Source organism: Burkholderia sp. Tr-862 (assembly GCF_011753085.1).
Lineage (GTDB): Bacteria > Pseudomonadota > Gammaproteobacteria > Burkholderiales > Burkholderiaceae > Burkholderia > Burkholderia ambifaria.
In genome coordinates, this window is the sequence record NZ_VWWG01000044.1 from 1 (window position 1) to 12,815 (window position 12,815).

Below are 12,815 nucleotides of genomic sequence, written 5' to 3' on the forward strand. Positions count from 1 at the left end.
ATGCCGTATGCGCCGGCCGCACCGGCGAAGGCGGGCACGAACACCGGCGCGTTCGCGGGTTCCGGCTTCTTGCGCGCGAGCGCGGCCCGGCGCGCGACGGCCAGACGGTCGGTGGTCGCGTCAGGCAGCGCCGCGGCACGTTCGTCCAGCGCGCGGCGGACCTTCAGCGCGAATTCGTATTCTCGATTTACGGGAGCGGAGCTCATAGCGTGATTCCTTTGGCCTTGAGCGCGTGTGCCAGGGTGTGAGTGGCTCGCGAGCAGTGCGTCTTGACGCTGCCTTCGGAGCACCCCATTGCGGCGGCAGTCTCGGCGACATCCATATCTTCCCAATAACGCATCAGGAACGCTTCCCGTTGACGCGCCGGAAGTTTCTGGATTTCTTCGTCGATCAGGGCCAGAACCTGTTCCCGCTCGAGGCGGTGCTCTGTGCTCTCGACACCAGCATTGTCGTCCGCGGATTCGAGTGTTTCCAGCGGATCGAAGTCGTCGTCGTCGGTATTGTTGAGCGACGAGAAGAGCGTGACCCACGTATTGCGGACCTTCTGCCGGCGGAACCAGTCGTGGATGGTGTTCTGCAGGATCCGCTGGAACAGCAGCGGCAGCTCGGCCGCCGGCCGGTCGCCATATTTCTCCGCCAGCTTGATCATCGCGTCCTGCACGATGTCCAGCGACGCATCGTCGTCACGCACGGCGTACGCAGCCTGCTTGAACGCGCGCCTTTCGACGCCCGCCAGAAAGTCGGCGAGTTCCTTGTCTGATGCCATTCCGTAAAGGTATGCGCTGCGGACTGCGGCGTGTGAAAAGGTCGAAAAATTTCGTAAAACCCGCGGATGCTAACAAATTTTCGCGCAACTTGGCACCGGTTACGGCGCGCCACGTTGCGCGCGAGCCGCGTCCGCGGGCCGCCGGGCGGGGGCCATGATGCGCTGCGGGATATTTTGCTTGACGACCCAATCATGAGCCGCTATCGTCAACGATTCGCAACATGAAGTGATGGTCTCATTTGAGGCTGGCCCAAGAAGCCCGCCCTTCAAACTGGACGCGCCGCTTGAACCCGAGCCACAAGCCCGGCAGAGAGCACCCGATCAATTTTTTGCCGAAAATTCGAAAGGTCAAAATGAACATGCCCAGCGCGGAATTCTCCACGTCGGAACCCCTTTCCCCTCCCGATAGCGACTCCATCGGCGCCACCGTGCTCATGAAGGCACTGGCCGACGAGAACGTCGAATTCATCTGGGGCTATCCCGGCGGCTCGGTACTCTACATCTACGACGAGCTTTACAAGCAGGACAAGATTCAGCACGTGCTGGTGCGCCACGAACAGGCGGCCGTGCACGCAGCCGATGCGTATGCGCGTTCCACCGGCAACGTCGGCGTCTGTCTCGTGACGTCCGGCCCCGGTGTCACCAATGCGGTGACCGGCATCGCGACGGCCTATATGGATTCGATCCCGATGGTCGTGATCAGCGGCCAGGTGCCGACTGCCGCGATTGGCCAGGACGCGTTCCAGGAATGCGACACCGTCGGCATCACGCGTCCGTGCGTGAAGCACAACTTCCTCGTGAAGGACGTGCGCGACCTCGCGGAAACCGTCAAGAAGGCGTTCTACATCGCCCGCACCGGCCGTCCGGGCCCGGTGCTGATCGACATCCCGAAAGACATCTCGAAGACGCCGTGCCAGTACGAGCCGGTCAAGAGCGTGTCGCTGCGCTCGTACAACCCCGTCACGAAAGGCCATTCGGGCCAGATCCGCAAGGCCGTGTCGTTGCTGCTGTCGGCGAAGCGTCCGTACATCTATACGGGCGGCGGCATCATCCTCGCCGACGCGGCGCGCGAGCTGAACCAGTTCGCCGACCTGCTCGGCTACCCGGTCACGAACACGCTGATGGGCCTCGGCGGCTATCGCGCGTCGGACAAGAAATTCCTCGGCATGCTCGGCATGCACGGCACCTACGAAGCGAACATGGCGATGCAGCACTGTGACGTGCTGATCGCGATCGGCGCCCGCTTCGACGACCGCGTGATCGGCGACCCGGCGCACTTCGCGTCGCGTCCGCGCAAGATCATCCACATCGACATCGACCCGTCGTCGATCTCGAAGCGCGTGAAGGTCGACATCCCGATCGTCGGCGACGTGAAGGAAGTGCTGAAGGAGCTGATCGAGCAGCTGCAGACGGCCGAGCATGGCCCCGACACCGACGCGCTCGCGCAATGGTGGAAGGACATCGAGGGCTGGCGCTCGAAAGACTGCCTGAAGTTCGACCGCGAAAGCGAGATCATCAAGCCGCAGTACGTGGTCGAGAAGGCGTGGGAGCTGACGGACGGCAACGCGTTCGTGTGCTCGGATGTCGGCCAGCACCAGATGTGGGCCGCGCAGTTCTACCGTTTCAACAAGCCGCGTCGCTGGATCAACTCCGGCGGCCTCGGCACCATGGGCTTCGGCCTGCCGGCAGCGATGGGCGTCAAGATGGCGCACCCGGACGACGACGTGCTGTGCATCACGGGCGAAGGCTCGATCCAGATGTGCATCCAGGAACTGTCGACCTGCCTGCAGTACGACACGCCCGTGAAGATCATTTCGCTGAACAACCGCTATCTCGGCATGGTCCGCCAGTGGCAGCAGATCGAATACAGCAAGCGCTATTCGCATTCGTACATGGATGCGCTGCCGGATTTCGTGAAGCTCGCCGAAGCGTACGGCCATGTCGGCATGCGGATCGAAAAGACCTCGGATGTGGAGCCGGCGCTGAAGGAAGCGCTGCGCCTGAAGGACCGCACCGTGTTTCTCGATTTCCAGACCGATCCGACCGAAAACGTCTGGCCGATGGTACAGGCCGGCAAGGGCATCACCGAGATGCTGCTCGGATCGGAAGATCTGTAACGGCGCGACGCGCGCGTGGGCCGTGCGGCCGCCTTCACGAAGGGCGGTGCGGCACCGGGCGGCGCGCGGCGCGAGTGAATCGACACGGACACATTCTGGAAGAAGCGAACATGAGACACATCATTTCCGTCCTGCTGGAAAACGAACCGGGCGCGCTGTCGCGCGTGGTCGGTCTGTTTTCCGCACGCGGCTACAACATCGAAACCTTGACGGTGGCGCCGACCGAAGACCAATCGCTGTCGCGGCTGACCATCGTTTCCATTGGCTCGGACGACGTGATCGAACAGATCACGAAGCATCTGAACCGCCTGATCGAGGTGGTGAAAGTGGTGGACCTGACCGACGGTGCACACATCGAACGCGAGCTGATGCTGATCAAGGTACGTGCAGTGGGCAAGGAGCGCGAAGAAATGAAGCGGATGTCGGACATTTTCCGCGGCCGCATCATCGACGTGACCGAAAAGACCTACACGATCGAATTGACGGGCGCGAGCGACAAGCTCGACGCATTCATCCAGGGGCTGGACGCCACCGCGATCCTGGAGACCGTGCGTACCGGCAGCTCCGGCATCGGACGCGGCGAGCGCATCCTGAAGGTGTAATGCCGAAGAGGCACGCCGGGTGTGCCGTCATGGCCCGGCCCGCAGTACCCAATCCGAACGAATTGTTGAATTTTTGAATTAGCGAAGGAACCATCATGAACGTTTTCTACGACAAAGACGCCGACCTCTCCCTCATCAAGGGCAAGCAAGTCACGATCATCGGCTACGGCTCGCAAGGCCATGCGCACGCACTGAACCTGAAGGACAGCGGCGTAAACGTGACGGTCGGCCTTCGCAAGGACGGCGCGTCGTGGAGCAAGGCCGAAAACGCAGGCCTGTCGGTCAAGGAAGTCGCTGAAGCGGTGAAGGGCGCGGACGTCGTCATGATGCTGCTGCCAGACGAGCAGATCGCCGACGTGTATGCGAAGGAAGTGCACGCGAACATCAAGCAGGGCGCGGCGCTGGCATTCGCACACGGCTTCAACGTCCACTACGGCCAGGTGATCCCGCGTGCCGACCTCGACGTGATCATGATCGCGCCGAAGGCACCGGGCCACACCGTGCGCGGCACGTACTCGCAAGGTGGCGGCGTGCCGCACCTGATCGCGGTTGCGCAGAACAAGTCGGGCGCGGCACGCGACATCGCGCTGTCGTACGCGGCAGCGAACGGCGGCGGCCGTGCCGGCATCATCGAGACGAACTTCCGTGAAGAGACCGAAACCGACCTGTTCGGCGAGCAGGCCGTGCTGTGCGGCGGTACCGTCGAGCTGATCAAGGCAGGTTTCGAGACGCTGGTTGAAGCCGGCTACGCGCCGGAAATGGCGTACTTCGAGTGCCTGCACGAGCTGAAGCTGATCGTCGACCTGATCTACGAAGGCGGCATCGCGAACATGAACTACTCGATCTCGAACAACGCCGAGTACGGCGAGTACGTGACGGGCCCGCGCGTCGTCACGGAAGAGACGAAGAAGGCGATGAAGCAGTGCCTGACCGACATCCAGACGGGCGAGTACGCGAAGAGCTTCATCCTCGAGAACAAGGCAGGCGCCCCGACGCTGCAGTCGCGTCGCCGCCTGACGGCCGAGCACCAGATCGAGCAAGTCGGCGCGAAGCTGCGTGCGATGATGCCGTGGATCGCGAAGAACAAGCTCGTCGACCAGACGAAGAACTAAGCATTGCGCGCCGTTCCGGCCCTTCGAGTGGAGGGTCGGCATCAAAAAGCCGCCCGAAGGCAGTAGTGCCCCGGGCGGCTTTTGCTATCCTACGGGCTTTGCAATTCACCGAACACAGAACGAATCCATGAACTATCCTCATCCGATCATCGCGCGCGAAGGCTGGCCGTTCATCGCGATTGCTGCCGTCATCGCGCTGTTGATCCATGCCGTCGGGGGCTTCGGCTTCGCGTGGCCGTTCTGGCTGCTGCTTGTCTTCGTCGTCCAGTTCTTCCGCGATCCGCAGCGCCCGATTCCGGCGCAGCCGAACGCGGTGCTGTGTCCGGCGGACGGCCGCATCGTCGCGGTCGAGACCACGCAGGATCCGTACGCGAACCGCGAAGCGCTGAAGATCAGCGTGTTCATGAATGTCTTCAACGTCCATTCGCAGCGTTCGCCGGTCGACGGCGCGGTCACCAAGGTCGAGTACTTCCCGGGCGCGTTCCTGAACGCGGCAATCGACAAGGCATCGACCGAGAACGAGCGCAATGCGGTCGTGATCCAGACGGCGAGCGGCAAGACCGTCACCGCCGTGCAGATCGCCGGCCTCGTCGCCCGCCGGATCCTCTGCTACGTGCGCGCCGGCGAGCCGCTGTCGCGCGGCCAGCGCTACGGTTTCATCCGCTTCGGTTCGCGCGTCGACGTGTACCTGCCGCTCGGCAGCCGCGCGAAGGTGTCGATCGGCGAGAAGGTCTACGCGTCGTCGACGATCCTCGCCGAGCTCGAACAGTAACCGGCGGAGCCCACGATGGCCGCATTCAAACCGCGCCGGCCGCGCAACGGGTCCAGCCAGACGCCACGCCCGTTCCGCCGCAACAAGATAATGGCGCCCGATCCGGTGCCCGAAAGCCGCCGCGCCGCGCGCCAGCGGTTCCTGAAGACACGCGGCATCTACCTGCTGCCGAACGCGTTCACGACCGCCGCGCTGTTCTGCGGTTTCTTCGCGGTCGTGCAGGCGATGAACGTGCGCTTCGAGATCGCCGCGATCGCGATCTTCGTCGCGATGGTGCTCGACGGGATGGACGGGCGCGTCGCGCGCATGACGCATACGCAAAGCGCGTTCGGCGAACAGTTCGACAGCCTGTCGGACATGGTGTCGTTCGGCGTCGCGCCCGCGCTCGTGATGTACGAATGGGTGCTGAAGGATCTCGGCCGCTGGGGCTGGCTCGCCGCGTTCGTCTACTGCTCGGGCGCCGCGCTGCGCCTCGCGCGCTTCAACACCAACATCGGCGTCGTCGACAAGCGCTTCTTCCAGGGGCTGCCGAGCCCGGCCGCCGCCGCGCTGATCGCCGGCTTCGTCTGGCTCGCGACCGACAACCGCGTGCCGATGAAGCTCGGCTGGCTGCCGTGGGTCGCGTTCGTGCTGACGATCTACGCGGGCGTGACGATGGTATCGAACGCGCCGTTCTACAGCGGCAAGGCGCTCGACGTGCGGCACCGCGTGCCGTTCGCGGCGATCCTGCTGGTCGTCGTCGCGTTCGTGCTCGTGTCGTCCGATCCGCCGCTGATGCTGTTCTGCCTGTTCGTGCTGTACGGGCTGTCCGGCTACGTGTTCTGGGCCTACATGGCCATCCGCGGGCGGGCGAATCCGGCACGCTCGTCTCAGCGCGATCACTGACGCGCAACCTGCCCGGAAACGGCGGCCTCGCGGCCGCCGTTTCCATGTGCCCCTTTTGCGCATTGCGCGGCCCGGTCTCGCGGGTGCCGTCCGATTGCGCACCTTGCGGAATGCCGCTATAGTCTTTGGCATGACTGCATTTTCCCGCCTCTCCCTCCTTCTAGCCGGTGCGCCGCTACGCGCGCTAGCTTTGGCGCGCCTGCCGCGCTGACCGTTCTCGCCCTCCGTCAAGCCTCGTCTGTTGTTGAGCGTCGCCAGCGGTGGCGCGATCTCATTACGTTTGATTCCCGTATAAAGAGCCCTGGAGCCCCCCATGACAGACAAGCTGATCATTTTCGATACGACGTTGCGTGACGGTGAACAATCGCCCGGCGCGTCGATGACGAAGGAAGAGAAAATCCGCATCGCGAAGCATCTCGAGCGGATGAAGGTCGACGTGATCGAGGCCGGCTTCGCAGCCAGCTCGAACGGCGACTTCGACGCGATTCACACGATCGCCGGTCTCGTGAAGGACAGCACGATCTGCTCGCTGGCGCGCGCCAACGACAAGGACATCCAGCGCGCGGCCGACGCGCTGAAGCCGGCCAATAGTGCGCGGATCCACACGTTCATCGCGACGTCGCCGCTGCACATGGAGAAGAAGCTGCGGATGACGCCGGACCAGGTGTTCGAGCAGGCACGCCTCGCGGTGCGCTTCGCGCGCAAGTTCACCGACAACGTCGAATTCTCGCCGGAAGACGGCAGCCGTTCGGATCTCGACTTCCTGTGCCGCGTGCTGGAAGCCGTGATCGCAGAAGGGGCGACGACGATCAACATCGCCGATACGGTCGGCTACGGCGTGCCGGAACTCTACGGCAACCTCGTGAAGACGCTGCGCGAACGCATTCCGAACTCGGACAAGGCGATCTTCTCCGTGCATTGCCACAACGACCTCGGGATGGCGGTGGCGAACTCGCTCGCCGGCGTGAAGATCGGCGGAGCGCGGCAGGTGGAGTGCACGATCAACGGTCTCGGCGAGCGCGCGGGCAACACGTCGCTCGAGGAAATCGTGATGGCCGTGAGGACCCGCAAGGACTATTTCGGCCTCGACGTCGGTATCGACACCACGCAGATCGTCCCGACGTCGAAGCTCGTGTCGCAAATCACCGGTTTCGTCGTGCAGCCGAACAAGGCCGTGGTCGGCGCGAACGCCTTTGCGCACGCGTCGGGGATCCATCAGGACGGCGTGCTGAAGGCGCGCGACACGTACGAGATCATGCGCGCGGAAGACGTGGGCTGGACCGCGAACAAGATCGTGCTCGGCAAGCTGTCGGGCCGCAATGCGTTCAAGCAGCGCCTGCAGGAGCTCGGCGTGTCGCTCGACAGCGAAGCCGAACTGAACGCCGCGTTCATGCGCTTCAAGGATCTGGCCGACCGCAAGTCCGAGATTTTCGACGAAGACATCATCGCGATCGTCTCCGAGGAGTCGGCGTTCGCGCATGAGCAGGAGCACTACAAGTTCGTGTCGCTGTCGCAGCGCTCGGAAACCGGCGAGCAGCCGCAGGCCAAGGTCGTGTTCGCGCTCGAGGGCAAGGAAGTGACCGGCGAGGCACGTGGCAATGGCCCCGTCGACGCGACGTTCAACGCGATCGAGAGCGAAGTCGGCAGCGGTTCGGAACTGCTGCTGTACTCGGTGAACGCGATCACGACCGGTACGCAGGCGCAGGGCGAAGTGACGGTGCGGTTGTCGAAGAGCGGGCGGATCGTCAATGGCGTCGGCACCGACCCGGATATCGTCGCGGCTTCCGCGAAGGCGTACATCGCCGCGCTGAACAAGCTGCACTCGAAGGACGACAAGGTCAACCCGCAGCGCTCGTAAGCGCTGCGCGTCGAGCGCCCGAAACGCCCCGTGCGGCCCTGTGCCGCCCGGGGCGTTTTTTCATGCGTCGCTCATTCGGCGGCCGGGGCGCGGAACAGCCAGCGGCGCGCGGCCGGGCGGGGCGCCGGGCTGCGGCGGCGGAATTCCACCGTGATCCCGCGCCGCGGCGCATCGGCGACGAATGCATCGAGCAGTTCGAGCACGTCGTGATCGATGTAGTCGGCGCGCGTCGCGTCGATGATCACGGCCGCGCGGTCCGGAATGTGCCGCAGGTGATGCTTGACCTGCACCTTGCCGAGGAACGACACGTCCTTGCGGAACGACAGCAGGAAGTGATCGTCGTGCTGTGCGAGCGTGACGGGGCTCTTCAGGTTCGCCACCGCGACCGCCAGCACGCTGCATGCGAGGCCGAGCGCGATGCCGAACAGCAGGTCGACCGCCAGCACGCCCGCGATCGTCGCGGCGAACGGCACGAACGCGGCCGGACCCTGCTTCAGCACCGAGCGGAACAGCGCCGGTTTCGCGAGCTTGAAGCCGGTGTGGATCAGGATGGCCGCGAGGCTCGCGAGCGGGATCAGGTTGATCAGCCCGGTGAGCGCGAACACGCTGGCGAGCAGCAGGATCCCGTGCACGATCGCCGACATCCGGCTCTGCGCCCCCGCGTTCACGTTGACCGAGCTGCGCACGATCACCGACGTGATCGGCAGCCCGCCGACCGCGCCCGCGACGAGATTGCCGACGCCCTGGGCCTTCAGTTCGCGGTCCGGCTGGGTCGGCCGGCGCTTCGGATCGATCTGTTCGACCGCTTCCAGGCTCAGCAGCGTTTCGAGGCTCGCGACGACCGCGAGCGTGATCGCCACGCGCCATACGTCCGGATTGACGAGCTGCGCGAAGTTCGGGCCGAGCTCGGCGTGCTTCAGCGATGCCGCGAGCGCCGCGAACGATTCGAGCTCGGGCAACGTGACGCGATGCGCGGCGCCCAGCGCGACCGACGGCATGAAGGCGCCGAGCACCAGCGTGGCGCCGATGCCGAACACGACGACCGCGAGCGGCGCGGGCACCGAGCGCACCCAGGCAAAGCGCTTGAGCGCCGGCGTGTCCCAGGCGATCAGCAACCCGAGCGAGGCGAGCGCGATGGCCGTGGCGGCCCAGGCGGTCGGCAGGCCCGGCCACGATGCAAACGATTGCGCGGCCGAGCCGCCAAGGCCGAACGCGAACGGAATCTGCTTCAGGATCAGCAGCAGGCCGATCGCCGCGAGCATGCCCTTGATGACGGGCGACGGCACATAGGCGGCGAAGCGGCCGGCGCGCAGCATGCCGAAGCCGAACTGCAGCACGCCGGACAGCAGCACCGCGAGCAGGAACGCGGAGAAGCTGCCGAGTTGCGCGATCCCTTCGACGACGATTACGACGAGGCCGGCGGCAGGCCCGCTGACCGACAGCGACGAGCCGCTCAGCAGCGCGACGACGATGCCGCCGACGATGCCGGACACGAGCCCGGCGAATGGCTCGACACCGGATGCATTGGCGATGCCGAGACACAGCGGCAGCGCGACGAGGAAAACGACGATGCCGGCGACGATGTCGCGCGGCAGGGTGGACAGGCGCTCGTTCAGTTTCATGGTTGGGGCGATTTCGTAGCGTTGGGGAAGGGCACGGGTCAGGCGGCCGCGGCGGCCGTGGCGGCATGCTCCGGTTCGGTTTCGGCCGGCGGCGCCGCATAGCCGGAGTCGAGTTCCTTCAGGAGGCCGTCGGCGAGCGAGAAGATCCAGCCGTGTACGAGCGGCGGCCGCTTCCGGCCTTGCACGATCGGCGACGCGCGCAGCAGCCGCACCTGTTCGAGCACGTTCAGCTCGGCCAGGCGGTCGGCGGCGGCCGTGTCGTCGAGTCCGTCGAGCGTGTCGCGATGGCGTCGCGCGAGCGCGCAAAGCGGCGCGATGCGGCGCGCGACGTGCGGCAGGTCGGCGGGCGGCGGCAGCAGCGACGCGCGCACACCGCCGCACCCGTAGTGGCCGCACACGATCACGTGGTCGACTTCGAGCACGCGCACGGCGTACTCGAGCACGCTGGCGGAATTGTCATCGTCGGGATGGAACAGGTTGGCGATGTTGCGATGGACGAACAGCTCGCCGGGCACGCTGTGCGTGATGGTTTCGGCCGGCACCCGGCTGTCGGCGCAGCCGATCCACAGCACGCGCGGGTTCTGGCCGCGCGCAAGCGCGTCGAAGAAGCCGGGCGTGTGTTCGCGCGTCTCGCGGGCCCAGGCGATGTTGGCAACCAGCATGCTCTTGGGGCGGTTCATAAGGACTCCTTTCCGATAAAGGAAAACAAATGGCAAACGAATACGGGACGAAGTGGAGCAATAGGATCCTTTCTGAACTGAAAGGTTCAATTTCGACTGATATTAGGGGTATGCCCTAACGCCGGGTGCCACTGATACAAATTGTTTCAACTGGATCGGGCGAGGTGCACTAAATGCACCATTGCGACGCATGAGATGCATCGCGCGTGCCTGTTTCCCGCTGGCGGCCGCGTGGCGCGGTGTTTCGCGAGATCGCTTGCCGAACGCCGTCAATCGGAAAGGATTGCCGCGCGATTGATGAGTTAATCGAATATGGTGGAAAAAATGAAATGGCCATTCACGCAATAATGCGTGAATGGCCATTGCGAAAATTGCAGATAAATGCGTAATCGGTCAGAACAGATTGCGGCGGTCGGGATCGTGCAGCGGGTCCGGTGTTTTCTGCGTCGTGCGCAGGATGCCCTGCGGATCGAAGTAGAAGCTGTACATCATGTACCAGACGTTGTCTTCGAGATAGCGGTAGGTCCACACCTCGCGCTTCATCAGCGGGAAGTAGGACGTCTCGACCGGACGGCCGAAATTCACGAGCACGTCGGTCTTGGTCCACTTGCCGATTTCCGCGCGATAGAACTCGCTCGGCTGCAGCACCTGGCGCACGTTGACGATCCGGTGGGCCGCGTCGACATCGGCCGCGACGGTGATCTCGCCCATCGGCTGGGTCGGCCACATCAGGCGCTTGCCGCCGCCCGGCAGGTCGTAGATTTCGCGCGGCGGGCCCATGCGCGCCACGATCGCCGACTCGTCCTGGCCGGACTGGTATTGCTGCCACGGTTGCGCGCAGCCGGCGAGCAGCGCCGCCGCGCAGGCGACCAGCACCGGCAGGCGCACGGGAATGCGAATGCGCATCGGATTCTCCAGAACTCTCTGACCGTTCAGTTGTATCACGGACGGCGCGCGCCGGCGCGTCGTGCCGAAAAAATCGGTGCGGATCGCCGGCAGTGTGCCGTCGGGACGCGGTGTCGCACCGCGCTTGCGGCCGGCAGCGCCCGCGGCCTATGATCCGCGCTTCTCGGACAGATTGAAGGGCAGGTAGCCGATGCAGCAGTGGAAACGGTGCGCGCTCGCATTGAGCGCGGGGTGGATGCTGGTGTCGTCCGCATTCGCGGCAGGCGAGCCGGTGCGGATCGCGCTGATCGAAGGAATGTCGGGCCCGTTCGCGAATGCGGGCGCGGCGGTCGAGCGCAACCTGCGCTTCGGCGTCGAGCAGGTCAATGCGGCGGGCGGCGTGAAGCTGCGCGATGGCGCGCATCCGCTCGAACTCGTCGTGCTCGACAGCAAGGGCAGCCCGGAAGAGGCGCTCGTGCAGTTGCGCGCGGCGGCGGACCGGCACATCGGCTTCGTCGCGCAGGGCAACAGCTCGGCGGTCGCGGCCGCGCTCGTCGCGGCGCTCGACAAACTGAACGCGCGTAACCCGGACAGCCGGATGCTGTTCGTGAACTATTCGGCCGACGATCCGGCGCTGACCGGCGCGCGCTGCAGCTTCTGGCATTTCCGTTTCGATGCGCACGCGGGGATGCGGATGGCTGCGCTGGCGGACGTGATGGCGCGCGACCGCGCGCTGCGCAAGGTCTATCTGCTGAACCAGGACTACAGCTTCGGCCACGACGTCAGCACGCTCGCGCGGCAGGCGCTGGCCGGACGGCGCCCCGACGTGACGATCGCCGGCGACGAATTCCACCCGATCGGCCGCATCAAGGATTTCTCGCCGTACATCGCGAAGATTCGGGCGAGCGGCGCGGACGCCGTCGTGACCGGCAACTGGGGCAACGATCTCACGCTGCTCGTGAAGGCGGCGCGCGAGCAGGGGCTGAACGCGAAGTTCTATACGTTCTACGGCAACAGCCTCGGCGCGCCGGCCGCGCTCGGCGACGCCGGCGTCGGGCGGGTGATCGCCGTTGCGGACTGGCATCCGAACGCCGGCGGCGCGAAGTCGGATGCGTTCTACCGCGCGTTCCGGACCCGTTTCCCCGCGGCGCAGGACGACTATCCGGTGCGGCGCATGAGCCTGATGATCGAAATGCTCGCGATGGCGATGACTCGGGCCGGTTCGGCCGACCCGGTCGCGGTGGCGCATGCGCTGGAGGGGCTGTCGTTCGACGACGGCTTCCACGCGTCGACGATGCGCGCGCAGGATCACCAGTTGATCCAGCCCCTTTATGTGATGGAAATGGACAAGGCCGGCACGCCGGGCGTGCGCTTCGACAACGAGGGCTCGGGCTACGGCTTCCGGACGGTCCTCGCGGTGCCCGCCCAGCGGACGCAGATGCCGTCGACCTGCTCGATGACGCGCCCGTGACAGGAGGCGGTAGAACGGTGTGCAGTTGTGTTACAATGCCCGCCG

12 protein-coding genes are annotated in these 12,815 nt (G+C 65.2%); 7 read left to right on the plus strand and 5 right to left on the minus strand.

Annotated elements, in window-relative coordinates:
* Together F3J14_RS14855 and F3J14_RS14860 are read right to left on the minus strand one after the other, a co-directional pair.
* On the minus strand, window positions 1–206 hold a 206-nt coding region (locus F3J14_RS14855; protein ID WP_166723639.1), incomplete at its 3' end, for a DUF3619 family protein.
* On the minus strand, window positions 203–766 hold the full coding sequence (locus tag F3J14_RS14860; RefSeq protein ID WP_166723640.1) for an RNA polymerase sigma factor: 564 nt from the start codon (window positions 764–766) through the stop codon (window positions 203–205). The genes F3J14_RS14860 and F3J14_RS14855, both read right to left, overlap by 4 nt.
* 353 nt (window positions 767–1,119) lie before the next feature.
* On the opposite strand from F3J14_RS14860, the gene F3J14_RS14865 reads away from it, so the two are divergent.
* The 6 genes from F3J14_RS14865 (at window position 1,120) to F3J14_RS14890 (ending at window position 8,112) form a co-directional block, all read left to right on the plus strand.
* Complete coding sequence (locus tag F3J14_RS14865; RefSeq protein ID WP_006750444.1) at window positions 1,120–2,883, plus strand: acetolactate synthase 3 catalytic subunit; 1,764 nt, start codon at window positions 1,120–1,122, stop codon at window positions 2,881–2,883.
* Between the two features lie 110 nt (window positions 2,884–2,993).
* Window positions 2,994–3,485: an acetolactate synthase small subunit gene (gene ilvN, locus F3J14_RS14870; protein ID WP_034207977.1), complete on the plus strand. Its 492-nt coding sequence runs from the start codon at window positions 2,994–2,996 to the stop codon at window positions 3,483–3,485.
* 95 nt (window positions 3,486–3,580) lie between these two features.
* Window positions 3,581–4,597 (plus strand): ketol-acid reductoisomerase, encoded by a 1,017-nt coding sequence (ilvC, locus tag F3J14_RS14875; protein WP_006750446.1) that lies wholly within the window; start codon window positions 3,581–3,583, stop codon window positions 4,595–4,597.
* A gap of 127 nt (window positions 4,598–4,724) precedes the next feature.
* Window positions 4,725–5,369, plus strand: coding sequence for a phosphatidylserine decarboxylase (locus F3J14_RS14880; RefSeq protein ID WP_059468119.1), 645 nt, complete (start codon window positions 4,725–4,727; stop codon window positions 5,367–5,369).
* A gap of 15 nt (window positions 5,370–5,384) precedes the next feature.
* Entirely contained in the window at window positions 5,385–6,254 is an 870-nt protein-coding gene (pssA, locus tag F3J14_RS14885) for a CDP-diacylglycerol--serine O-phosphatidyltransferase (protein ID WP_006750448.1), read from the plus strand.
* Between the two features lie 313 nt (window positions 6,255–6,567).
* The gene (locus F3J14_RS14890) at window positions 6,568–8,112 is read left to right on the plus strand and encodes a 2-isopropylmalate synthase (protein WP_166723641.1); all 1,545 of its coding nucleotides are present in this window, start codon (window positions 6,568–6,570) and stop codon (window positions 8,110–8,112) included.
* Between the two features lie 71 nt (window positions 8,113–8,183).
* On the opposite strand, the gene F3J14_RS14895 is transcribed toward F3J14_RS14890, so the two are convergent.
* From F3J14_RS14895 to F3J14_RS14905, 3 genes are all read right to left on the minus strand, one after another.
* Window positions 8,184–9,734 (minus strand): SulP family inorganic anion transporter, encoded by a 1,551-nt coding sequence (locus tag F3J14_RS14895; protein ID WP_166723642.1) that lies wholly within the window; start codon window positions 9,732–9,734, stop codon window positions 8,184–8,186.
* Window positions 9,735–9,772: 38 nt separating this feature from the next.
* Window positions 9,773–10,414, minus strand: a complete 642-nt coding sequence (locus F3J14_RS14900) for a carbonic anhydrase (protein ID WP_166723643.1) — start codon at window positions 10,412–10,414, stop codon at window positions 9,773–9,775.
* A gap of 393 nt (window positions 10,415–10,807) precedes the next feature.
* The gene (locus F3J14_RS14905) at window positions 10,808–11,320 is read right to left on the minus strand and encodes a hypothetical protein (protein WP_166723644.1); all 513 of its coding nucleotides are present in this window, start codon (window positions 11,318–11,320) and stop codon (window positions 10,808–10,810) included.
* 190 nt (window positions 11,321–11,510) lie between these two features.
* On the opposite strand from F3J14_RS14905, the gene F3J14_RS14910 reads away from it, so the two are divergent.
* The gene (locus F3J14_RS14910; protein ID WP_166723645.1) at window positions 11,511–12,770 is read left to right on the plus strand and encodes a branched-chain amino acid ABC transporter substrate-binding protein; all 1,260 of its coding nucleotides are present in this window, start codon (window positions 11,511–11,513) and stop codon (window positions 12,768–12,770) included.
* Window positions 12,771–12,815: the final 45 nt, after the last annotated feature.

What these genes read in the sequence shown, in the direction of transcription:
- F3J14_RS14860 (WP_166723640.1), bottom strand. Translation starts at nt 766, where the DNA reads ATGGCATCAGACAAGGAACTCGCCGACTTTCTGGCGGGCGTCGAAAGG.
- F3J14_RS14865 (WP_006750444.1), top strand. Translation starts at nt 1,120, where the DNA reads ATGAACATGCCCAGCGCGGAATTCTCCACGTCGGAACCCCTTTCCCCT.
- ilvN (WP_034207977.1), top strand. Translation starts at nt 2,994, where the DNA reads ATGAGACACATCATTTCCGTCCTGCTGGAAAACGAACCGGGCGCGCTG.
- ilvC (WP_006750446.1), top strand. Translation starts at nt 3,581, where the DNA reads ATGAACGTTTTCTACGACAAAGACGCCGACCTCTCCCTCATCAAGGGC.
- F3J14_RS14880 (WP_059468119.1), top strand. Translation starts at nt 4,725, where the DNA reads ATGAACTATCCTCATCCGATCATCGCGCGCGAAGGCTGGCCGTTCATC.
- pssA (WP_006750448.1), top strand. Translation starts at nt 5,385, where the DNA reads ATGGCCGCATTCAAACCGCGCCGGCCGCGCAACGGGTCCAGCCAGACG.
- F3J14_RS14890 (WP_166723641.1), top strand. Translation starts at nt 6,568, where the DNA reads ATGACAGACAAGCTGATCATTTTCGATACGACGTTGCGTGACGGTGAA.
- F3J14_RS14895 (WP_166723642.1), bottom strand. Translation starts at nt 9,734, where the DNA reads ATGAAACTGAACGAGCGCCTGTCCACCCTGCCGCGCGACATCGTCGCC.
- F3J14_RS14900 (WP_166723643.1), bottom strand. Translation starts at nt 10,414, where the DNA reads ATGAACCGCCCCAAGAGCATGCTGGTTGCCAACATCGCCTGGGCCCGC.
- F3J14_RS14905 (WP_166723644.1), bottom strand. Translation starts at nt 11,320, where the DNA reads ATGCGCATTCGCATTCCCGTGCGCCTGCCGGTGCTGGTCGCCTGCGCG.
- F3J14_RS14910 (WP_166723645.1), top strand. Translation starts at nt 11,511, where the DNA reads ATGCAGCAGTGGAAACGGTGCGCGCTCGCATTGAGCGCGGGGTGGATG.